We start from the raw sequence: 20,521 nt of genomic DNA on the forward strand, positions 1-20,521 counted from the left end.
GATGAAGTGCGTTTTCCGCACATCATAACCGTTCAACTCCGACACGCTCCGCACAGGGCAAAGCGTGTCATCACGTAAAGTAAAAAATATATGAGACCATTAGTGATTAAACTGGGCGGCGTATTGCTGGATACACCGGCGGCAATGGAAAATCTGTTCACCGCGCTGGCAAAATATTTGCAAAATTCCGACCGCACTTTACTGATTGTTCACGGCGGCGGCTGCGTGGTGGACGATTTAATGAAGCGGCTGAATTTGCCGGTTCGCAAGAAAAACGGTTTGCGCGTGACGCCGAGCGATCAAATCGACATCATCGTCGGCGCTCTGGCGGGAATCGCCAATAAAACGCTGGTGGCGCAGGCGGCGAAATTCAAATTAAATCCGGTGGGATTATGTCTGGGAGACGGTGAATTAACCGTCGCCAAGCAGTTTGATCCGGAATTAGGGCACGTCGCCAATGTGATTGCGCACAACCCCGCTTTGCTGGATAATTTGCTTTCCGGCGGATTTTTGCCGATTATCAGTTCCATCGCGGTAGATGAAAACGGCTTGCTGATGAACGTTAATGCGGATCAGGCGGCCACGGCGATTGCTTCGCTGATTGATGCGGATTTGGTGATGTTATCCGATGTGGACGGCGTGCTGGATGCGGACAAAACGTTGCTGCCCGAATTAAACGCCGCGCAAATTGCACGATTAATTGAAGATAACGTCATCACCGACGGTATGATTGTAAAAGTCAACGCAGCGTTGGATGCGGCAAAAATTCTCAATCGCGGCGTGGATATCGCCAACTGGAAATATCCCGAAAAACTGACCGCACTTTTCTCCGGCGAGATTATCGGAACGAGGATTAATCCTTAACTTTAGTTTTTAAAGAGGAAAAGAATATGAAGATAGCAGTTTACAGTACAAAAAATTATGATCGAAAATATTTTGAATTGGTAAATGTAAAATACGGCTGCGATTTGGAATTCTTTGATTTCGCGTTAAGCGAACGTACCGCAAAAATGGCGGAGCATAGCGATGTGGTGTGTATTTTTGTGAATGATGACGGCAGTCGCAAAGTTTTGGAGAAATTAGCCGCACTTGGAGTGAAAATCGTGGCGTTGCGCTGTGCGGGTTTTAACAATGTGGATTTGCAGGCGGCGAAAGAATTGGGTATCAGCGTAGTACGCGTGCCGGCATATTCGCCGGAAGCGGTTGCGGAACATACCGTCGGTTTGATGTTGACATTGAATCGTCACATTCATCGTGCCTATCAACGTACCCGCGAAGCGAATTTTTCCCTCGAAGGATTGATCGGCTTTAATATGCACGGTCGTACCGTCGGTGTAATCGGCACCGGTAAAATAGGCGTGGCGGTGATGCGCATTTTAAAAGGTTTCGGCATGAATATTTTGGCGTTTGACCCGTTTAAAAATCCGGCGGCGGAAGAATTGGGAGCGAAATATGTGGAACTGGACGAATTATATGCGAAATCCCATATTATTACTTTGCATTGCCCGGCAACACCGGAAAATTATCATCTGTTGAATGCCGATGCATTCCGTAAAATGCGTGACGGCGTGATGATAATCAACACCAGTCGCGGTACCTTGATCGATACGCCGGCGGCAATAGAAGCGTTGAAGCTGCGCAAAATCGGTGCATTAGGCATGGATGTGTATGAAAACGAACGTGATTTATTTTTTGAAGATAAATCAAACGAAGTTATTGTCGATGACGTATTCCGACGTTTGTCGGCCTGTCACAACGTGTTGATTACTGGCCATCAAGCTTTTTTAACGGAAGAGGCTTTGATTAGCATTGCGGAGGTGACTTTATCCAATATTTATCAATTGGCAAAAGACGGCACTTGCACTAATTTGGTGCTGCCGAACTAAATAAACCGTGTAGGGCGGGAACTTGTTACCCGCCAATAGAACTATTGAAAAAAGGTGGGCGCGTGCGAGCCCACCCTGCGTTATAAGAGAGAAACAAATTATGGCACTTTGGGGCGGCCGCTTTACACAGGCGGCGGATAAACGGTTTAAAGATTTTAACGATTCATTGCGTTTTGACTATCGTCTGGCGGAACAGGACATCGAAGGTTCCATCGGCTGGTCGAAAGCGTTGGTCAGCGTGAATATTTTAACGCGGGAAGAACAGCAACGATTGGAAACGGCGTTGAACGAGTTGCTGATCGAAGTGCGGTCGAATCCGCAGGCGATTTTGCAGGACGACGCGGAAGATATTCACAGCTGGGTGGAAAGTAAACTGATTGACAGAGTCGGCAATCTGGGTAAAAAGCTGCACACCGGCCGCAGCCGTAACGACCAGGTGGCGCTTGACATCAAAATGTGGTGCAAAGCGCAGGTGCTGGAATTACAAAAAACCGTGCGCGAATTGCAGGCAAAGCTGGTGCTGACCGCCGAAAATACGCAGGACGCCGTCATGCCTGGCTATACGCACTTGCAACGCGCTCAGCCCATTAGTTTTGCTCACTGGTGCATGGCGTATGTGGAAATGCTGGAACGCGATTACACCCGCCTGGGCGACGCTTATCAGCGCATGAACGCTTGTCCGCTGGGCAGCGGCGCGTTAGCCGGCACGGCCTATCCGATCGATCGCGAACAGCTGGCGCGGGATTTGGATTTTGCTTACGCCACCCGTAATAGTTTAGACAGCGTATCCGATCGCGATCACATCATTGAATTGCTGTCCGCCGCTTCTTTGAGTATGGCGCATTTGTCGCGTTTTGCCGAAGACATGATTATTTTCAACAGCGGCGAAGCGGATTTTGTGGAGCTCTCCGATCGCGTGACATCCGGTTCATCGCTTATGCCGCAAAAGAAAAATCCCGATGCCTGCGAATTGATCCGCGGCAAAGCGGGACGGGTCATCGGCTCGCTGATGGGCATGCTGACGACGGTAAAAGGGCTGCCGTTGGCGTATAACAAAGATATGCAGGAAGACAAAGAAGGAATTTTTGACGCCCTTGATACTTGGCACGATTGCCTGACTATGGCGGCGTTCGTGCTGGAAGACATTAAAGTGAATGTGGAACGCACGCGCGAAGCGGCGTTAAAAGGCTATTCCAACGCCACGGAATTGGCGGATTATCTGGTGGCGAAAGGCGTGCCGTTCCGCGATTCTCACCATATCGTGGGCGAAACCGTGGTTTATGCCATTAAAGTACACAAAGGGCTGGAAGATTTAACGGTGGAAGAATTCCGTCAGTTCAGCGATGCGGTATCCGACGATGTGTACGAAATTTTATCGCTACAATCCTGTCTGGACAAACGTTGCGCCAAAGGCGGCGTGTCGCCGGCGAGAGTAGCGGAAGCCATTGCCGAGGCCAAACAACGTATCGGTTTAAAATCTTAAAAATTCTGCCCGCACTTTTAAGCGCAACGCTCAAAGTGCGGTCGATTTTTGACGAGTTTTTTGCCCGCAATGTTAACCGATGACTCGCAATAAAATCGGTTGGAAAGCGGGTTTTTTCTGCATTTTGCGGGTAAATAATTTTACCGCGGCAAAGGAAAGTGCGGTTAAAAAGAAGATAAAAACTGCGCGAATCAATTCGTCGGACAGCCAGATTTCAGTGGCGAAAGTGGTGATAATCAAGGTGAGCAAAGGCACCGCATAAAGCCAGAATGCGGACGCCATCAGCGAGCGTTCCGGCAAACCGATTTCCACCAGTTGCCCTTGTTTAACGGGGGTAAGCGTCTCCACCGAGAACAGATGTTCGCCCTGTTCTCCGGTTAATCCGGCAAGTGCCGCCGTGCCGCAGGCGTTTCTCGCCGCACAACTGCCGCACGCACTTTTGGTTTGGCATTTAACCGTGGCTTTACCCGTTTCGTAACGCACGACCACGGCGGTTTCCGTCATCATAAATTCTGATTCCTTAAAATTTTAAATCCTGCACGATACGTTTTGCCGTACCGATAGGCAGTTGCCCGATGAGGGTAATTTCTTTGTTGTTCATCGTTTCGCTGTAAATCGTGGTGGCGCCGTGTCGCAGCGAGCCGTTTTGCGCCTCGTTTTGTTGTCCGTCGGACACGAAAATTTCGAAAGTAAACAACCCGTCGCTGTAAAAACGACTTTCAATGCGGTTGCTTTCTTCGTCCGTTGTGAGCGTTTTATTCATTTGGCGAAAACCTTGCGGTAACCAGCTCAATTTCCAGTTTGAAGTTTTGCCCGCTTTGCGTTTATCGCTAATTAACGGCGGAAACGGCAGTTGTTCGACGCTTTCCACAAAAGGCAACGGCGTTTCGCTGGTGGCAAACTGAATGACGCGGAACTGGTCGAGTAATACGCCGTCTTGATCCAACAAATCGCTGCGCAGCAACAAATGGGTTTCTTCGTCAATGAAAACCACGTAATGATAGCGGAAATTATCCTTCGGTTTAATCCGCACCATTTGCACCATGCGATCCGCTATGCGATTGCGCCCGAGCGCGGTGAAATCGTAATATTTCGCCAGTTTGTCGAAATCAGCCTGCAGTAACGGCGGCAGATTATCCACAATATATTGGGATTTCAGGGTAAACGGGGCGATGTGAGGATTAAAATAGCTCACCATGTCGTCTCGTTGGATAATATCCCGTTTTACGCCGTCCATTGTGGTCATTTGCGCGTATTTTTTATTGTCTTTGAAGCTGTAACGATATTGCAACGCGTGATTATTACCGTTGTCGTTCTGCACAAAAATAAGCTGATAATTTAATTGTCGTTCCGCCTGTGTCATCGCGTTCAATAACTGTTGCGGCGAAAGATCGTCCGCCGCCCAAGCGGGTTCGGCAAGGACAAAACCGAATATACAGGCGAAAAGTGCGGTCGATTTTTGCAGAGTTTTTAACATTTGCGGAAGTTCCAACATAGCGTTTGACAAATAAAAAATCACCACCCCGAAAGGTGGTGAATCCGTTAAATGGAAAAATTATTTTTGTTGCTGACTGATGTTCACGCCGTCGGCATTAACGCGGCGTTGCAATTCATAGTTTTGCAATAACGCACCGATACGCTTGTTTTTTTGCTCAAGCTGTTGTGAAGTCACAATATCTTTTTCCGGCGCATTATAACTTACCGCACGCACGCTGTTGTTAAACGGCAATGTCTGCAACACCGGCGTATCTTCGGTTTTATCCGCCTGGGATGAGTTGAAAGATTGCACGCCCAACACAGCGACCAAGCACACGCCGGCCGCCACGGCGACTTGCATCATCGGCGCAAACGCCGCTTTGATTTTTTGCATGAACGGTAAGGTTTCCGCTTCTTCCGGAGTCGGTTGGGAAACCATTGCCGGTTCGGCATCAATCAAGGCATCCATTTTCGCCGTGAAATCCGCACCTAAAAATACGGTGGTTTCATCACGCATAACGGAACGGATAGCATGGAAATTGCCCCAGCTTTTTTGCAGTTCGGCATCGCGACATAATTCCGCAGTAAGCTCGTTACTTACGTTTTCACCGTCCATATAGGCTGAAAGTAACTCTTTTTGCATAATTTTTCCCCAGTTTATTCATTTAACGCTGAAGCAGCGGATTAATCTTGTTTTCCAGAATTTCCCTGGCGCGGAAAATACGCGAACGTACCGTTCCTACCGGGCAATCCATAATTTCGGCAATTTCCTCATAACTTAAACCTTCCAGTTCGCGCAGAGTAATTGCGGTTTTGAGTTCTTCTTGCATGCCATCAATGGTATCGAATACCACTTTACGCAATTCATTGGATAATAATTCGTTTTCCGGCGTATCCACACCGCGTAAATTGCCGCCGACATCATAACTTTCGGCGTCTTCCGCCAAAATATCTTCGTTCGGAGGGCGGCGGCCTTGTGCTGTTAAATAGTTTTTCGCCGTGTTCACCGCAATGCGATAAAGCCATGTATAGAAAGCGCTTTCGCCGCGGAAAGAATCTATTGAACGATACGCTTTAATAAAAGATTCCTGAACTACGTCCGGAATATCGTTACGCGAAATATAACGCGTCAATAAACCCGCCACTTTGTTTTGATAGCGGGAAACCAATAGATTAAAGGCTTTCTTATCGCCTTGCTGTACTCTTTCTACCAAGGCCTGATCTGTTAGCTGTTCAGCCATAATACTCCACTTTGTCAGCCCTAAGATTTAAGAGAGAAGCTTATTTGCTTTCTTAGAGCGAAATGATTCTAAAAAGTTCCTTTAGGATCAATAAAATTCTTAAGAAAATCTTAAGACGTGATATTTAATTTCCGATGGATTTCATCCACCATCGCCTGTAGCTCGGCATCGGGCGCGGAAGTGCGGTTAAAAAACCACGAGAAAAGTTGCAGATCCGAACAAGCTAAAAGCCGTACAAATACGGCTTTTTTATGATCGGGCAGCGCATCAAAATGCTGCCGGTAAAAAGGCATGATCACGTTATCCAGTTCCAGCATGCCGCGACGGCAGTCCCATTCAAGACGTAATTTATTGTATTCCATATTTTATCCTACGGAGAAAGTCGTTCTTTCAGCCAAATTTGATTTTCCAAACGGTAACGGATGCGATCGTGCAGCCGGCTCGGGCGACCTTGCCAGAATTCAATGGAATCCGGCACCACCACATAACCGCCCCAGTGCGGCGGACGCGGCACGTTTAACGGATGTTTCGCCGCAATCAGCGCCGCTTTCGCCAACAATACTTTTTTACCGGAAATGACCGTACTTTGTTCGCTTGCCCAAGCGCCGACGCGGCTGGTATAAGGACGGCTGGCGAAATATTCGTCGGATTTGGTTTCGTCCAATTTCATCACATGACCTTCCACCCGAACCTGACGTTCCAGTTCCGGCCAGAAGAAATTCAGGGCGGCAAACGGATTCGCCGCCAGGGATTGACCTTTTCGGCTTAAATAATTAGTAAAGAAAACAAAGCCTTGCGCATTCACTTCTTTCAATAATACCACACGACTGGACGGTTTGCCATTTTCCCCGACGGTGGCGACGTTCATCGCCGTAGGTTCGTTTACTTTCGCCAGGATCGCTTCTTTGAGCCATTTTTCGAATTGTTTAATCGGGTCGGCGTCGCACTGTTTTTCCGATAATTCACGTTTGCTGTAGTCTTCGCGAATATCATGTAATTCCATTTTTTGCTCCGTTATGCTTTTTCCGCAGTATAAAGCGGTTTCGGAAAAATCGCAAAGTGCGGTCGATTTTTCGCTAATTTTTTGAATTTCCGTTATAATTCGCACAAAATAAGTTTGAAACGGATTGGCTGCCGTGGTATCGGGCATGAAGCCAATAGAATTGGAACAATCGTTATGAAAATAATTATTCTGGGCGCCGGTCAGGTGGGCACGACGCTGGCCGAGAATCTGGTGAGCGAGGATAACGATATTACGCTGGTGGATAACGCGGAGGCGCGCTTGGAATATTTGCAGGATAAGCACGATTTGCGCGTGGTGCGCGGTTTGGCCTCGTCTCCTGCGGTATTGCGCGAAGCGGGCGCGCCTGATGCGGATTTGCTGGTGGCGGTTACCAGTTCCGATGAAGTGAATATGGTGGCGTGTCAGGTGAGCTATACCCTGTTCAACACGCCGACAAAAATCGCGCGTATCCGTCAGGGGGATTATTTACGGGAAAAAGATAAACTGTTTTTGCCGGAAGTTTTTCCTATCGATCACATTATTTCGCCGGAAAAACTGGTGAGTGACGAAGTGGTGCGGCTAATCGATTATCCCGGTGCGCTGCAAGTGGCGCATTTCGCCGATCAGCGCATTAGTTTGGTGGTGTGTAAAGCTTATTACGGCGGGCCGTTGGTGGGTTATGCCATTTCCGCTTTGCGCGAGCACATGCCGCACATCGATTGCCGGATTGTGTCGATTTTACGCCAGGATATTACCATTCGTCCGCAGGGGTCCACCATTATCGAAGCCGGCGATGAAGTCACCTTCATTTGCGAAACCACTTATATTAAAGCCGTGATGTCCGAATTACAGCGCTTGGAAAAACCTTATAAACGGGTCATGATTGTGGGCGGAGGCAATATCGGCGCCAGCGTGGCGAAACGGTTGGAACACAGTTGTATCGTGAAACTGATTGAACGCGATGCCGCCAAAGCCATGGTGCTGTCCGAGAAACTGTCCGATACCTTGGTTTTCCACGGCGATGCGTCGGATCAATCTTTGCTGTTTGAAGAACATATTGAAAATATTGACGCCTTTATTTCGCTTACCAGCGACGACGAAGCCAATATTATGGCGGCGCTGCTGGCGAAACGGCTCGGCGCCAAAAAAGCGCTGGTATTGATTCAACGCATGGCGTACATCAATCTGATTCAGGGCGGCGCTATCGACATTGCCATTTCGCCGCAACAAGCCACGATTTCCGCCTTGCTTGCCCATGTGCGTAAAGGCGATACGCCCAATGTCGCCACTTTACGGCACGGCGTGGCGGAAGCGCTGGAAGTCGTCATTCATGGTGATGAAGCGACATCCGCCGTGGTAGGACGCAAAGTCTCGGAGTTAAAATTGCCGAACGGCGTAATTCTGGGCGCGATTTTACGTCGGAACGAAGTGATTATCGCCAAAAAAGATGTCGTGCTGCAGGACGAAGATCATGTGGTGGTGTACGTCAGCGATAAAAAAATAGTGCCGGATATTGAAAGATTGTTTCAGCCGAGCGCATTTTTTATCTAAAAAATGAACAAATACCGCTATACAATGAACATGGTTCCAGTATAATACAATCTCTTATTATTTCACTATTAAGGACAACTTTATGAGTTTTATCAAAGAGTTTCGTGAATTTGCCATGCGTGGCAACGTAGTAGACATGGCGGTCGGTGTGATCATCGGCGGTGCGTTCGGTAAAATCGTTAGCTCATTGGTCGGCGACATCGCTATGCCGGTATTGGGGATTTTAACCGGCGGCGTCGATTTCAAAGATCTGAAACTGGTGCTTGCCGAAGCGGCGGGTGAAACGCCGGCGGTAACGTTGAATTACGGCATGTTTATTCAAAACGTTTTCGATTTTATCATCATCGCCTTCGCAATTTTCCTGATGATTAAAGGGATCAACAAGCTGAAAAAACCGGCGGAAGACGCGCCGAAAGGTCCGACCCAGGAAGAATTGCTGACGGAAATTCGCGATTTGTTAAAAAAATAATCATTCAAAAATCTTCTCCGCAGGGAGGAGATTTTTTCTTTTAAAGAAGGAAAAAACATGACTCATGCGACGCCACAGGAATTACAGGCGGAAACCCGGGGAATCATTGCAAATCTGCTGAACGACGGCAGCGATCCCGACGCCCTTTATATTATCGAACACCACATTGCCCATTATGATTTCGATAAATTGGAAAAAATTGCGGTGGACGCGTTCAAAGCCGGTTATGAAGTGTCGGACGCCGAAGAGCTGGAAGACGACAACGGCAAGCCGCTTTACTGCTTCGACATTGTGGCGGAAGTGGAACTGAAAGCGGAAATTATCGATGCGCAACAGCAGCAATTGGTTCCGCTGGTGGCAAAACACGGCGGCATTTATGACGGCTGGGGTACGTATTTTGAAGATCCCAACGCCGACGAAGACGAATACGGCGAAGACGGCGAATTCTTTGATGACGACGAATACGAGGACGATTACGAACAACGCTGATTTTCTTCGTCTCGTCAGCAAAAACAGGCTTTTTTTCGACCGCACTTTTAACGAAACGCATAATCGAATACGGTTTGTGTCCGCATCGCGCCAAAGTGCGGTCAGATTTTGAGGAGTTTTTTTATGAAAAAGTTAGTGTTAGCGTTACTGGCGGTGCCGTTCGCTCTGGCGGCGCAACCTGCCGAAATTTCCACGCCGAATAACCGCGTTAGTTTTTCCGTGGAAGTTCAAAAAGAAGTGCCGATGGACATTTTACAGGTGCGTTTGTTCGTACAGGAAGAAGGCAAAGAACTTAAGCCATTGCATAAAACTATTGATGAAAAAATCAACTTGGCATTAAGTAAAGTCAAGGCGCAAAAGGCGGTGACGATACAAAGCAATCATCGTAACACCGTCGTGCGTTATAACGAAAAAGGACAGAAAAACGGTTGGGTTGAGCGCGCGGATTTTGTGCTGGAAAGCAAAGATTTTTATGCGTTATCGCAACTGGTGGACGAGGTTTCCGACCAGCTTTCCATTGAATCCATTCAGGCGTTGCTGTCGCCGGAAGCCAAAGAGAAACTGGAAGACGAAATGATGCGGGCGCTACTGGCGAAATTTCGGCATAAAGCCGAGTTCATTCAAACCGGTCTGCAAGCGAAGGGTTATCGTTTAGTGCAGCTGAATCTGCCGAAATTGAATGCGGAACCGTTCGAATACGATACCATGCTGGCGGCATCGCCGCGGATGGCGAAAATGGAGGCGGAGCCTGAGCCGGTTCAGTTGGAAAGCGGTACGACGCAGATTAAAGTGACGGCGAACGCCACGATTGATTTGCAATAATCGGCGGCCGGCGGGTGTGAGCGATAATGACAGCGCGGAATTAATCCGATACAATAGCGCGCAATTTAACTTGTAATAAGGATCACAAATGAAAGTAGCAAAAAATGTGGTGGTAAGCATTGCTTACCAAGTTCGTACCGAAGACGGCGTATTGGTGGACGAAGCGCCGGCGAACCAACCGCTTGAATATTTGCAGGGACATAACAATTTGGTTATCGGCTTGGAAAATGCGTTGGAAGGCAAAGAAGTCGGCGATAAATTTGAAGTTCGGGTAAAACCGGAAGAAGGCTACGGCGAATACAACGAAAACATGGTGCAACGCGTGCCGAAAGACGTTTTCGTCGGCGTGGACGAATTAGCGGTGGGCATGCGTTTTATCGCGGATACCGACATGGGGCCGTTGCCGGTAGTGATTACCGACGTAGCGGAAACGGAAGTGACTGTAGACGGCAACCACATGCTGGCGGGGCAGGAGTTACATTTTACCGTCGAAGTGGTGGCGACCCGCGAAGCGACCCCTGAAGAAATCGCGCACGGTCATATTCATTCCGGCGATCACGGTCACGGCGGCTGCGGTTGCGGCGGTCACGGACATGATCACAACCATGAACACGGCCACGGCGGTTGTGGTTGCGGCGGTCACGGCAAGAAAGAAGGTCACGGTCACGGCGGTTGCGGCTGCGGCGGACATAATCATTAGTCGTTAAAACCGTCTTTTTTAATTTCCCCCGTAGGGGATGTGCATTTCAATATTTTCAAAGGTGATTGCTTGGGTAATCACCTTTTTAATTGTGCCGTTGTTTATTCGTGCTACTTCGTTTTTCGTTATAAACCGCTATGATTGATAATCATCGTGAATTAATTATATCTCTTTATTATTGGAAGCTATTCGCCGTCATTATTAAATAATATAATATTGGCAGTTGATTTATCTTAATTATGCAAGGAAATAGGATGAGGTCATTTATTAAGATTTGGAGTATGTCTGTGGGGGCGCTCCTTTCATTCGTTGCCTCTGCGGCACCCGATTTAAATCAGATTGATGCGTTGCAACAGCAACGTCAACGTCAGCAAGATGCGCAGCGTGCTCAACAGCTCAAAACTCAACCGGATGTGCGTCTGGAAATAGCGCAGGATAAAACCGATCAATTTCCTGTAAATGAGAAGCCATGCTTCGATATCTATAAAATTTCCCTTCTTGATTATTCTTCTGATAATCGGCACAAGCCGTCTCAATTCCGACTGGAACTTACTAAAACCGCCCGCAATTTAGATTTGAAATTACCTTTGTGTATTGGTCCCAAAGGAGTTAATGCTATTGTTAAACAAATTCAGAACCGCATTATCGATAGGGGATATGTTACGACGCGGGTTGTTGTACCGGAACAGGACCTCACTGGTGGCGAACTGACATTAATCGTGATTTTGGGGAAAATTCGCAATATTTTAGTATCCGATGTGGGGGAAACGGCACGTTTTACCCGTTTGCACAGCTGGACCGGTTTTACATTTGATTCGGGTGATTTGTTAAATTTACGTGATATTGAACAAAGCCTTGAGAACTTAAAACGTTCGCCGACGGCGGACGCCAATATTGAAATCCAGCCGAGTGACGCTCCCGATGCCGAAGCCGGAGACAGTGATTTGCTCGTAACCTACGCTCAATCCTTTCCGTTTAGAATTAATTTTGGATTAGATGATAGCGGTTCGAAATCTACCGGTAAATGGCAAGGTTCCGCCGCCTTATCCTGGGATAATATGTTCTCGGCTAATGATTTATTTTATGCCAGTTTCACTCATAGTATTAAACGTCATAGTGATGATGCCGGGCGGCGCGCAAGTAAAAACTGGAATGTATATTACAGTATTCCCTTTGGTTACTGGAATTTAAGTTTTTCACATACTCAACACCGTTATCATCAGGAAATCTTCGGCGCATACACAAATTACCTTTATTCGGGGGAAAGTGAAACGGACAAATTATCGCTGACTTATTTATTGTATCGCGACAGCACGCGTAAAATCAGCATTTATGGTACGTTGTGGTCTCGCCATTCCGAAAATTATATTGATGATATGGAAATCGAAGTGCAACGCCGTCGCATGTCGGGCTGGGAAGCGGGGATTATGTATCGCGAGTATTTTAATCGGTCGGTTTTAGATTTAAATTTCAGTTATAAACGTGGTACGGGCGCGCGCGGAGCTTTACCGGCAGCGGAAGAATTATGGCATGAGGGTTCGTCACGACCGGTAATTATGACAGCATCGTTAAGTTATTTACATCCCTTCCAGCTAGGCGGACAGGATTTTCGTTTTTCAACGGAATGGTCGGCGCAATGGAATAAAACGCCTTTAATTATGCAGGATCGTTTTAGCCTCGGCGGACGTTATACGGTGCGCGGTTTTGACGGTGAGCTTACGCTGACTGGAGATCGAGGCTGGCTTGTTCGTAACGATCTAAGCTGGAATATCGTCCGCAGTAATCAGTGGATTTATACCGGTGTTGATGCCGGGCGCGTTATGGGCTGGTCAACGAAAGAACAGCTTGGCAAACATCTTGTGGGCGGTGTATTAGGCCTGCGCGGAAGCGTTAAAGGATTTTATTATGATATTTTTGTTGGCAAGCCAATCAGCAAGCCCAAGGGTTTTAGAACCTCTGACACATTAACCGGATTTAATATCGGCTATTCGTTTTAATTCTTTCATCTCACGATCAAGGATATGCCATGAATAAAAATAAATTTCGCGTAATTTTTAACCGTACTTTACAACGTTTGGTTGTTACATCGGAACTGGCTAGAAGTGCGGATAAGTCGATACGAACGGGAGATACCGGTGAAGGATATCAGAAAAGTGCGGTCGATTTTTCACCTGTTTTTGTTTCGATAACACCGCTGGCCTTTCGTTTGTTTTGTATGCTGGGATTTGTGAGTTTTTCAGTGACTGCTCAAGCCGGGCTGGAAATTCGTGCCGACAAAATGGCATCGCCAAATCAGCAGCCGATAGTCCTTTCCACTGCCAACGGTCTTCCTCAGGTTAATATCCAAACTCCAAATTCTAAAGGACTTTCTCACAACAAATATGCGCAATTTGATGTAGATACGAAAGGCGCCATTCTTAATAACAGCCGTCAGCTAGTCCAAACTCAACAAGGTGGTCTGGTGGCCGGTAATCCTTACCTGGCTCGCGGTGAAGCGCGTGTCATTTTAAACGAAGTAAATTCCGCCAATCCCAGCCTGTTAAAAGGTTATGTAGAAGTTGCAGGAAAGAAAGCCGATGTGATTATTGCCAATCCCAACGGTATAAATTGTGAGGGATGCGGCATTATCAATTCTTCCCGGGCGACGCTAACTACCGGTAAACCGCAACTGAAAGATGGGCTGGTAGACAGTTTTGCAGTGGAGAAAGGGCGCGTGAAAATTTCAGGTAAAGGCTTGGATAACAGCCGTGTGGATTACACGGAAATTATTGCGCGCGAAGCCGAAATTAACTCCGGTGTCTGGTCGGATAAGAAAATCAGCCTGGTGACGGGGCAAAACACGGTGAAGCGGGATGAAGCCGATGCCGATAATCTACAAATTATTCATACGAAACCATCTGTCAAAACTGCCGAGACAAAAAAATATGCACTTGATGTAAGCGAATTGGGCGGTATGTATGCCGGAAAGATTCAACTTATCGGTACCGAACAAGGCTTGGGTGTACGAAATGAAGGGCATATCGGTGCGACGGCAGGAGATATTGACATTGATAGCCAAGGTCGGATTATCAACGGCGGTACGATGACCGCCCGACAAAATATTCGGCTAAATGCGCAAGGCCAAATTGATAATCGTGGTGTTATTGAGGCACATCAGCAGTCCGTTCAACTTATCACCCAAGCGGATATTAATCATCAAGGCCGAATTACGGCTCACCAGGGAAATATTCGGCTAAAAGCAAAAAATACGCTTAGCCAGCAAGGAGAATCCATTGCGAAAGGTGAAGTCGATTATCAGGCCAATAAGATTTTAGCGAACGAAAATTCATTAATTGCTGCAGGCGTAACAAGCCAGGATACAACGCAAGGTACGACATATCACCTTGATGCTTTAAATGAACAGGGAAAATCAGTCCGCTTTTCTTCCACGGAAGAAACACAGGTTAAAGGGAAAAATATTGCTTCGGGCGAGATTCATATCGATGCGGGTTCCATTGCCTTAGATCAGTCTGAGACGCTGGCTTACCGGCTTGCCGGTAATGCCAAAACCGGAGCAATCACAGCCTCGTACTCGAATTTGAACGCCGTTAACGAAATACGGTTTTCAACGCCTACGCAATTGGTGACGGAACGGGCGAATCTAAGCAGTGATTGGATTGCGGTTGCGGCTCATGCGGTGAACAATACCGGGGGAATGTGGACGAGTGCCGGAAATCAGGATCTTTCTCTGAACTTGAAAGGAGGATTGATTAATCGGGCCGGATTTATTCAAACCGGTGCGAATATGTCGGTTAATACTTATCAGGCCGATATTGACAATCGTGATACACAGCAGAAGGGCTTGCTTGCTTTAGGCGCCTTAACGTTGCAAGGACGCAAGTTAGACAACGCGAACGGGCAGCTGGTGGCTAACCGCGCCGTTGCATTGCAAATGCAGGCTATCGGTAATAGAGAAGGCCTTATTCGTAGCCAGCAGGAGAATGTATCGGCGAATTCGACATCAAGTTTAGAAAACCAGTCCGGGCAAATTATTGGAAAAACGGGTGTTGAGCTCATCCATCAAGGGCTAAATAATATACAGGGTATTATTGCGGCGGAGCAAGGCGCGTTAAATATTTCCGTCGGCAAATATAATGTGAATAATACCCGAGGGCAGCTTCTGGGCGGAACGGCGCTTTATGTTGAGGGTAATAAATTAGTAAATCAAGGTGGTATGATTTTTGCTGAAGATACACTGAATTTACGGCTGAAAAATATACTGGATAACCGGAAAATTATGCCGACCGGTTCGTTAATTCAAAGCGGTGGTACATTACAGATTCAGGCGCAGCAGATTGATAATTCAAATACGAAACCTGACGATGAACATAGTTCTCCGGTTCAAGGCTTGTTAGGCGGGAATATCCGTATTACCGCACAGCAACTCAATAATTTCCAAGGCGGTATTTATGCAGAGAATGAATTACGGCTGGAAAGCACAGGATTAACCCAAAATCAGCAAGGTGAGTTGCTTTCGAACGGGAACCTCACGCTTTCTTTACCACAAGGCGTGGTAGAAAATGAAAACGGCGCGATACAGGCAGCCCAGAATTTATTTATGAATGCGTATGCTTTGCGTGGAAACGGACAAATTCAAGCGGATCATACCCACATTCAATTAACGGAAGGATTTAATTCCACAACCGATATTATCGGGCGTTCTGGGCTGAATTTTAGTACGCAAGGCGCACTTGTCAATCAGGCTAATTTTAGTTCTCAAGGTTCAGTAACTGTTCGGGCGCAGTCTCTTGATAACCAGAAAACGGGACGAATTAGCGCCCGTTATACGGATTTAACCGTTGGGTCCGATTTAACCAACCGCGGATTAATCAAAGGCGCCGAACAGCTTAATATTCGTGTGGGCAATCAATTAAATAATATCGGTTCGGGTCGTATTTATGGCGGAAATATTGCCTTGCAGGCCCGGAAACTGATTAATCAGGATGAGCGGTTTAATAATAAAGTTACCTCTGCTGTGATTGCAGCGATACAACGGTTAGATATCGGCGCTCTTGAAATTAGCAACGAACAGAATTATTTAAGCGACGAGAAAAATCAAAACGGGGTAGGGACAACCATTTCAAGCGAAGGGGGGATTGTTTTCGGAGCTCGTTTAAACGGGAACAATCAAGCAACGGGCGAGGCGGATAAGCTACGTAACGTTAGCGCATTGATTGAAGGAAAAAATATTCACTTCGGCGTTAAATCCGTTGAAAACATTAATAAGCATTTACAAACTCGTGTTGAACAAATTAATGAGGAAGATAATCTCAATGAACATTATCTGCTTACAGATGAAGTAGAAACGGGAGAACGAATCAATTTCGATTTGCTGAAGTGGGTATCCTATAGCCGGGCGGGAAAGGTTATCCCTAAAAATACGCCGTTACCGACAAAACGACCGGAGAACGAGGATTATTCCGGTTATATTATTCCGATGCCGAATGAAGAAAGTTGTGTCGATGAATCGACCAGAAGCGGTTGCGTACCAAATCCTAACGCCCTGTATTTGCCGGATGATCCGGTTTGGAAGGTGATGGGTGTGCCGGCGCCGACGAACAAACTTAATCTTAATTTATCCGATATACCGGCCGATTTAGAAAGACCGGAAAAACCGACCAAACCAAGACGTCGTGTGTTTGAAGGGCAAGAAAACTATCAGGCTCGTGTTCAGCAATATGAAAAAGATAAAGAGGCTTATGAGAAGGCACTAGCGGAATATAATAAAAAACTCGCCGAATACGGTGATGCTATTCAGCCGTATCTTGATTGGATGGAGCAAAACGAACAGGTTTTTCTAAGTTTAGGGGATAAAATTCAAGCCCATAACGCCAAGATTATCGGGCGTGAGTTTTACCGTTTCTGGGATGTTTATGTTACCAATCGCGTTGAAAGACAAACGTTGGTAAAAGAAACCAAACCAGGACAAATTTTAAGTGAAAAAGAAATTCGTTTTACCGGCGATTTTCTCAATAACCGAAGCCAGGTTATTGCCGGCGAACGTATTTATAACCTTAATTCAAATACCAATAAGATCCGCAATGAAGATGAAGAAGGTCTGAATAGCATTGAAGAACGCGGCACGCAGCAATGGACGTATTCGAAATGGCGCGGCGGCACTAAACGGTATCATGAACGACGCTGGGGTGACAAAAACGCTTATTTACATTATACCAACACTACAATTGCGCTTAATCTGGTAAAAACAGAAGAGTTCGGGCAGGTTACGCGCCAAACGCTATCGCCGGACTTAGCCGTTTCCGCGATTACGCTTAACCCGTTGAATACCGCGGGAGCTTCGCTTAGCACGCAACAAGAAAAAACGCCGATTGCTGAAGTTCGCTTTATCCGTGGAAGTGTACAACTGCCGACCTCCAGCCTTTACAAACTTAATCCGCAGGCAAATGACCATGTGCTGATTGAGACGGATCCGGATTTTACCGATCAACGCAAATGGTTAAGCAGTGACTATATGTTTACTCTGCTTCGTACCGATCATGAACACGTACATAAACGTTTGGGCGACGGTTATTATGAACAGCGTTTGGTGCGCGAGCAAATTAACCAACTGACGGGCCGCTATTTTTTAGGCGATTACGCAAATTTCGAGAACCAGTATAAAGCCTTAATGAACAACGGCGCCACTTTCGCACAAAAGTTTAATTTAACCGTAGGCGTGAGTTTATCGCCGGAACAAGTCTCGCAGCTGACAAGCGATATCGTGTGGCTTGAAAATCAAACGGTGCGGCTGCCGAACGGCGAAACTCAAACCGTGTTGGTACCGCGTGTTTATATGATGGCGCAACAAGACGATATAACCGGCGAACGGGCTTTAATCTCGGCACAAGAAGTGTCGCTGGAGGGACAATCATTAACCAATGAAGGTGTAATCGCAGGGCGCAAGCTGACATTTAACGGCACAACTTTATCCAATTCGGGATTATTAACCGGCCGGACGCTTGCATTAAAAACGACGAGGGATATTAACCAACAAGGCGGTACGATGGAGGCGGAAAATGCGCTATTGATCGACGCCGGCGGTAATCTGAACTTACAAAGCACCACGCAATCCAGCCGGGTTAAGCTTAACGGTTATCAAGGGCAAGAAACCCACCTTGACCGAAAATCCACGCTTTATGTTAAAGGTGATAACGGGTTATTGCGCATAAATGCCGACAATATCAACCTGCAAGGGGCGGAAATTCGCAACGACGGTAAAGGAGCAACTTGGCTCGCGGCAAAAAATGACATTAATTTGACCGCACTTTCCGTCGGGTTTGATGAAAAAGTCGGCAAGGGCGATCATTATCGTAATGAAAGTGCGCAGACACTGGAAATCAGCCATGTTAAAGGTAAGGGAGATGTGATTTTATCTGCGGGCAACAATATTAATACCGAAGCCGCACAGCTTGAAAGCGAGCAAAAACTGGCGTTACTGGCGGAAAACTCACTGATGCTCGGTACGGCGGAAACCTCTTCAAGCCTATATGAATATCATAAATATAAAAGCGGCGGGGGCGTAACCAAAACGACGAAGACCACGGAGCTTTCCCGTGCCGATGAAACCCAACAAGGCACGCAGCTTTCGGCTGACACTATGGTGGTTGCCGCGGGCAAAGATATCACCGCGACAGCGGTTCAATTAGCGGCAGAGCATGATGTAAACCTCATCGCGGGCAATAATGTCAGCATAAGTGCGGGGACTAACCACTTCAAGAATCACTATCGGGAAACCAAGAAAACTTCCGGTGTCTTCGGCACGGGCGGCATAGGCGTGACTATCGGCTCCAGAACGGAAAAACATGATTACACCAGCGAAGGCTGGACACAATCCGACGCCCGCTCGACGCTCGGGTCGGTGAACGGCGACCTCCGAATTCATGCTGAGAATCATGCACAAGTCTTGGGAACGGATATCATCGCGGCGGATAACCGCACGATTGATATTCAAGGTCAATCGCTGAATATCGAAGCGGGCAAAGATGTAATTCATCGCGCCGAACAGCATGAGTACAAACAATCGGGGCTGACGGTGGCCTTTAGTTCGCCGGTAACGGATATGGCGGTGGCGGCGGTGCATACGGTGGAAGCGGCGAAGCGGTCGGAGAATCCGCGTTTGCGGGCGTTATATGCGTTGAAAGCGGCACAACAGGCGAAGCTGGCGGAAATGGCATTTGACGGCAGTGCGGTGCAGGGCGTGTTAAACGGCACGACATCAAACGGTAGTAGCCGAAACAGCGATGTTAAAATTTCGCTCAGCGTGGGTTCAAGTAAGTCTACGGAGACCAGCACGGGAAGTACGGTGAGCTATACGGGAAGCGAACTGAACGCAGGGGATATCCGGCTGAGCACGACGGCGGGCGATTTATCCGTCTCGGGCTCAACCCTCACTGCGGCACACATTGCGTTAGACAGTGCCCGAAACCTGCTACTGACTTCCGTTCAAAATACCGAAGTGAACCGTACCGAGCGCAAAAACAGCAGTTGGTCGGCGGGCGTGTTCGCAGGTAAAAGCGGCGGCAGTTACGGCTTCGGCATAGAAGGTGCGGGCGCTATCGGTCAAGGTCGGGAAAACAGCGACACGGTCACCCAGGTGAACACGCATATTACGGGCGACAGGGTAAGCCTTCGTTCTCAACAGAACACTGAATTACGTGGTGCAGTGGTGAATGCGAACAAACTGAATGCGGATATCGGCGGCAATCTCACCATCGAAAGCCGGCAGGACAGCAACCGTTATGCCGGCAAACAAAGCCAGGCCAATGCAGGCGGTAGTATTGCCATTTACGGCTCGGGCAGTAATGCCTATGCCGGCAGTTCCATGAACAAAGGAAAAGTCAATTATGCCCAAGTGGAAGAACAATCGGGTTTTAACGTCGGCGAAGGCGGCTTAGACGTCAACGTTCAAGGCAATACCCACCTGAAAGGCGGATTGATTCAAAGCACCGCGCCGGCGGCAAACAACCGTTTCCGCAGCGGCAGCCTTAGCACGGAAGACATTGAAAATCGCAGCGAAATCAGCCTGCAGAGTTTGGGCGGCGGCATGTCCACTGACATGTTCAGCGGCGATATGGTCGGAAGCTTAGGCAAACTGGGTTCGGCGAACGGCTGGTCTGCGGTAGTCAGCGCCTTAGGCGGCGTCAACCGAGACGACAAAACCCTCACCCGCAGTGCGATTGGCGACAATATCGCGCTTGAGATAAAAACGCATGAAATTCCGACCGCACTTTCACGGGATACGGCTCACAGCAACGCCAACGTGCAACGGTACGACAAAGCGGAGTACGAAGACCGCCTGGAAACCGCGCAGCTTATCGGCGACATCAGCCAAAATCAAATCGATATTGAGTGGACACCGAAAG

General features: G+C 47.6%; 16 protein-coding genes. 10 read left to right on the forward strand and 6 right to left on the reverse strand.

Features of this window, described 5'->3' with window-relative positions; all coding sequences use genetic code 11:
• Nucleotides 1-90: 90 nt before the first annotated feature.
• From argB to argH, 3 genes are all read left to right on the forward strand, one after another.
• Nucleotides 91-864, forward strand: a complete 774-nt coding sequence (gene argB / locus P7M01_RS05675; RefSeq protein ID WP_317483332.1) for an acetylglutamate kinase — start codon at nucleotides 91-93, stop codon at nucleotides 862-864.
• 26 nt (nucleotides 865-890) lie between these two features.
• Nucleotides 891-1,886, forward strand: coding sequence for a 2-hydroxyacid dehydrogenase (locus P7M01_RS05680; protein WP_317481236.1), 996 nt, complete (start codon nucleotides 891-893; stop codon nucleotides 1,884-1,886).
• Nucleotides 1,887-1,986: 100 nt separating this feature from the next.
• The gene (gene argH, locus P7M01_RS05685) at nucleotides 1,987-3,369 is read left to right on the forward strand and encodes an argininosuccinate lyase (RefSeq protein ID WP_317477118.1); all 1,383 of its coding nucleotides are present in this window, start codon (nucleotides 1,987-1,989) and stop codon (nucleotides 3,367-3,369) included.
• Between the two features lie 72 nt (nucleotides 3,370-3,441).
• On the opposite strand, the gene P7M01_RS05690 is transcribed toward argH, so the two are convergent.
• The 6 genes from P7M01_RS05690 to pdxH form a co-directional block, all read right to left on the reverse strand.
• Complete coding sequence (locus P7M01_RS05690; RefSeq protein ID WP_202936593.1) at nucleotides 3,442-3,876, reverse strand: SoxR reducing system RseC family protein; 435 nt, start codon at nucleotides 3,874-3,876, stop codon at nucleotides 3,442-3,444.
• 13 nt (nucleotides 3,877-3,889) lie between these two features.
• Nucleotides 3,890-4,846 (reverse strand): sigma-E factor regulatory protein RseB, encoded by a 957-nt coding sequence (rseB, locus tag P7M01_RS05695; protein ID WP_317486328.1) that lies wholly within the window; start codon nucleotides 4,844-4,846, stop codon nucleotides 3,890-3,892.
• A gap of 78 nt (nucleotides 4,847-4,924) precedes the next feature.
• Nucleotides 4,925-5,488: a sigma-E factor negative regulatory protein gene (locus tag P7M01_RS05700; protein WP_202936595.1), complete on the reverse strand. Its 564-nt coding sequence runs from the start codon at nucleotides 5,486-5,488 to the stop codon at nucleotides 4,925-4,927.
• A 22-nt stretch (nucleotides 5,489-5,510) separates the two neighbouring features.
• Nucleotides 5,511-6,086: an RNA polymerase sigma factor RpoE gene (gene rpoE / locus P7M01_RS05705; protein WP_202936596.1), complete on the reverse strand. Its 576-nt coding sequence runs from the start codon at nucleotides 6,084-6,086 to the stop codon at nucleotides 5,511-5,513.
• Between the two features lie 110 nt (nucleotides 6,087-6,196).
• Nucleotides 6,197-6,448: an FAD assembly factor SdhE gene (locus tag P7M01_RS05710; RefSeq protein ID WP_317475792.1), complete on the reverse strand. Its 252-nt coding sequence runs from the start codon at nucleotides 6,446-6,448 to the stop codon at nucleotides 6,197-6,199.
• A gap of 8 nt (nucleotides 6,449-6,456) precedes the next feature.
• Nucleotides 6,457-7,089, reverse strand: coding sequence for a pyridoxamine 5'-phosphate oxidase (gene pdxH, locus P7M01_RS05715; protein ID WP_202936598.1), 633 nt, complete (start codon nucleotides 7,087-7,089; stop codon nucleotides 6,457-6,459).
• A gap of 174 nt (nucleotides 7,090-7,263) precedes the next feature.
• Here pdxH and trkA point away from each other — a divergent pair, with 174 nt between their 5' ends.
• From trkA to P7M01_RS05750, 7 genes are all read left to right on the forward strand, one after another.
• Nucleotides 7,264-8,640, forward strand: coding sequence for a Trk system potassium transporter TrkA (gene trkA / locus P7M01_RS05720; protein ID WP_202936599.1), 1,377 nt, complete (start codon nucleotides 7,264-7,266; stop codon nucleotides 8,638-8,640).
• An 82-nt stretch (nucleotides 8,641-8,722) separates the two neighbouring features.
• A complete protein-coding gene (gene mscL, locus P7M01_RS05725; RefSeq protein WP_202936600.1) occupies nucleotides 8,723-9,109 on the forward strand; it encodes a large-conductance mechanosensitive channel protein MscL in 387 nt (128 codons plus the stop codon).
• A 57-nt stretch (nucleotides 9,110-9,166) separates the two neighbouring features.
• On the forward strand, nucleotides 9,167-9,598 hold the full coding sequence (gene rraB, locus P7M01_RS05730) for a ribonuclease E inhibitor RraB (RefSeq protein WP_317483330.1): 432 nt from the start codon (nucleotides 9,167-9,169) through the stop codon (nucleotides 9,596-9,598).
• A 123-nt stretch (nucleotides 9,599-9,721) separates the two neighbouring features.
• Nucleotides 9,722-10,420 carry an SIMPL domain-containing protein gene (locus P7M01_RS05735; RefSeq protein WP_317483329.1) on the forward strand — a complete coding sequence of 233 codons (699 nt, stop codon included), beginning with the start codon at nucleotides 9,722-9,724 and terminating at the stop codon, nucleotides 10,418-10,420.
• Nucleotides 10,421-10,508: 88 nt separating this feature from the next.
• Nucleotides 10,509-11,120: a peptidylprolyl isomerase gene (gene slyD / locus P7M01_RS05740; RefSeq protein WP_317483328.1), complete on the forward strand. Its 612-nt coding sequence runs from the start codon at nucleotides 10,509-10,511 to the stop codon at nucleotides 11,118-11,120.
• 281 nt (nucleotides 11,121-11,401) lie between these two features.
• The gene (locus tag P7M01_RS05745) at nucleotides 11,402-13,117 is read left to right on the forward strand and encodes a ShlB/FhaC/HecB family hemolysin secretion/activation protein (protein WP_317483387.1); all 1,716 of its coding nucleotides are present in this window, start codon (nucleotides 11,402-11,404) and stop codon (nucleotides 13,115-13,117) included.
• 29 nt (nucleotides 13,118-13,146) lie between these two features.
• Nucleotides 13,147-20,521, forward strand: a 7,375-nt coding sequence (locus P7M01_RS05750) for a two-partner secretion domain-containing protein (RefSeq protein ID WP_317486329.1), incomplete at its 3' end; no start/stop codon positions are given.

Source organism: Exercitatus varius (assembly GCF_029577735.1).
GTDB classification, from domain to species: Bacteria; Pseudomonadota; Gammaproteobacteria; order Enterobacterales; family Pasteurellaceae; genus Exercitatus; species Exercitatus varius.

What these genes read in the sequence shown, in the direction of transcription:
- argB (WP_317483332.1), top strand. Translation starts at nt 91, where the DNA reads ATGAGACCATTAGTGATTAAACTGGGCGGCGTATTGCTGGATACACCG.
- P7M01_RS05680 (WP_317481236.1), top strand. Translation starts at nt 891, where the DNA reads ATGAAGATAGCAGTTTACAGTACAAAAAATTATGATCGAAAATATTTT.
- argH (WP_317477118.1), top strand. Translation starts at nt 1,987, where the DNA reads ATGGCACTTTGGGGCGGCCGCTTTACACAGGCGGCGGATAAACGGTTT.
- P7M01_RS05690 (WP_202936593.1), bottom strand. Translation starts at nt 3,876, where the DNA reads ATGATGACGGAAACCGCCGTGGTCGTGCGTTACGAAACGGGTAAAGCC.
- rseB (WP_317486328.1), bottom strand. Translation starts at nt 4,846, where the DNA reads ATGTTAAAAACTCTGCAAAAATCGACCGCACTTTTCGCCTGTATATTC.
- P7M01_RS05700 (WP_202936595.1), bottom strand. Translation starts at nt 5,488, where the DNA reads ATGCAAAAAGAGTTACTTTCAGCCTATATGGACGGTGAAAACGTAAGT.
- rpoE (WP_202936596.1), bottom strand. Translation starts at nt 6,086, where the DNA reads ATGGCTGAACAGCTAACAGATCAGGCCTTGGTAGAAAGAGTACAGCAA.
- P7M01_RS05710 (WP_317475792.1), bottom strand. Translation starts at nt 6,448, where the DNA reads ATGGAATACAATAAATTACGTCTTGAATGGGACTGCCGTCGCGGCATG.
- pdxH (WP_202936598.1), bottom strand. Translation starts at nt 7,089, where the DNA reads ATGGAATTACATGATATTCGCGAAGACTACAGCAAACGTGAATTATCG.
- trkA (WP_202936599.1), top strand. Translation starts at nt 7,264, where the DNA reads ATGAAAATAATTATTCTGGGCGCCGGTCAGGTGGGCACGACGCTGGCC.
- mscL (WP_202936600.1), top strand. Translation starts at nt 8,723, where the DNA reads ATGAGTTTTATCAAAGAGTTTCGTGAATTTGCCATGCGTGGCAACGTA.
- rraB (WP_317483330.1), top strand. Translation starts at nt 9,167, where the DNA reads ATGACTCATGCGACGCCACAGGAATTACAGGCGGAAACCCGGGGAATC.
- P7M01_RS05735 (WP_317483329.1), top strand. Translation starts at nt 9,722, where the DNA reads ATGAAAAAGTTAGTGTTAGCGTTACTGGCGGTGCCGTTCGCTCTGGCG.
- slyD (WP_317483328.1), top strand. Translation starts at nt 10,509, where the DNA reads ATGAAAGTAGCAAAAAATGTGGTGGTAAGCATTGCTTACCAAGTTCGT.
- P7M01_RS05745 (WP_317483387.1), top strand. Translation starts at nt 11,402, where the DNA reads ATGTCTGTGGGGGCGCTCCTTTCATTCGTTGCCTCTGCGGCACCCGAT.